Origin of the sequence: Streptomyces sp. SID5910 (genome assembly GCF_009862125.1) — a bacterium.
GTDB lineage: Bacteria > Actinomycetota > Actinomycetes > Streptomycetales > Streptomycetaceae > Streptomyces.
This window is the reverse complement of sequence record NZ_WWHX01000074.1, coordinates 1-1,635: the sequence shown is the minus strand read 5'-3', so window position 1 is coordinate 1,635 and position 1,635 is coordinate 1. Positions and strand designations below refer to the sequence as shown.

Annotated in this window: 1 protein-coding gene; it reads left to right on the top strand. The window is 75.6% G+C overall.

The features are described 5' to 3' along the window. Positions 1-36 precede the first annotated feature (36 nt). Entirely contained in the window at positions 37-1,323 is a 1,287-nt protein-coding gene (locus GTW67_RS03100; protein ID WP_161163246.1) for a S1 family peptidase, read from the top strand. Positions 1,324-1,635: the final 312 nt, after the last annotated feature.

Genomic DNA, 1,635 nt, shown 5'->3' with positions numbered 1-1,635 from the left:
TGGCGGCACGGACCCCGTCCCAGGAGGTCGAGAAGGTTGAGTCACCAGCGAATCCCGAAGCGCAAGGCCGCACTGGCCGCAGGAGCGGTGGTGGCGCTCGGCGCGGCCGCCGTCCTGCTGCCGAACGCCAACGCCTCGCAGGACGACGGCGGTTCGGGCGGCACCGCCGCCGCGCCGAGGACGCTCAAGGCGGCGGACGCCTCGGATCTCGCCTCACAGCTCTCCGGCCTGCTCGGCGACGCCTTCGCCGGCTCCTACTACGACGCCGGCAAGCAGCAGCTCGTCGTCAACGTCGTAGCGGGCGACAACAACGACGTCGTCGTGCGGGCCGAGAAGGCGGGCGCGGCCGTCCGCGAGGTGGACAACAGCATCGCCGAACTCAAGGCCGGCGCAGGCACCCTGAAGTCCGAGGCGACCATTCCCGGCACCTCGTGGGCCGTCGACCCCCGGACCAACAAGATCCTCGTCACCGCCGACAGCACCGTCACCGGCGCCTCGTGGGACCGGCTGGAGTCCACCGTCGAGGGCCTCGGCCCCGGCATGGCCACCCTCAAGAAGTCCGCCGGCACCTTCAAGACGTTCCTGTCCGGCGGGGACGCCATCTTCGGCGGCGGCGCCCGGTGCTCGCTCGGCTTCAACGTCACCGCGTCCGACGGCTCGCCCGCCTTCCTGACGGCCGGTCACTGCGGGGTCGCGGCGGCCGAGTGGTCCGACGCGCAGGGCGGGCAGCCGGTCGCCACCGTCGACCAGGCCGTCTTCCCCGGCCAGGGCGACTTCGCGCTCGTCACGTACGACGACCCCGCGACCGAGGCGCCGAGCGAGGTGAACGTCGGCAGCCAGACCGTCCCGATCAGCGGGGCGGCGGAGGCGACGGTCGGTCAGCAGGTCTTCCGGATGGGCAGCACCACCGGACTGGCCGACGGGCAGGTCCTCGGCCTGGACGCCACCGTGAACTACCCCGAGGGCACGGTCACCGGCCTCATCCAGACCGACGTGTGCGCGGAACCCGGGGACAGCGGGGGCTCCCTGTTCACCCAGGACGGCCTGGCGATAGGCCTCACGTCCGGCGGCAGCGGCGACTGCACGGCAGGCGGCGAGACCTTCTTCCAGCCGGTCACCACGGCCCTCCAGGCAGTCGGCGCGACACTCGGCGACGCCGCCGCGGGCGCGGGCGGAGCGGGCGCCGGCGACCCGTCCGGGGGAGAGGGGACCGGCGCCGGCGACCAGGCCGGTGGCGGCGAGGCCGACAACGGCATGGGGGACGCGGGTGACGGGACGGGGGCCGGTGACGCGGACGTCTCCGGGCTGACGCAGACCCACTGACCCCCGTCGCGCGGTCGCCCGGCCCGGGCACGCGGACCGGTCCGGCCGTCCGGAGTGAGGGCGCGGGCACGCGGACTGGTCCCTCCCACCGGAGTGAGGGCGCGGGGACGCAGACCGGTCCGGCCTTCCGGCGGGGAGGTCGGACCGTCGCGGGTCCCGCGTCGCTTCCCCGCTGACGCGGACCTGCTGACACCCGCCGCCCGGCCGCCCGGCCCAGGCGCGCGGACCGGTCCGGCCCTCCGGCGAGAGGGCCGGACGCCGCATGCGCCACGCCGGTTCCCCGGCGCCGCCTCCCCGACCGGGCGGCGCACG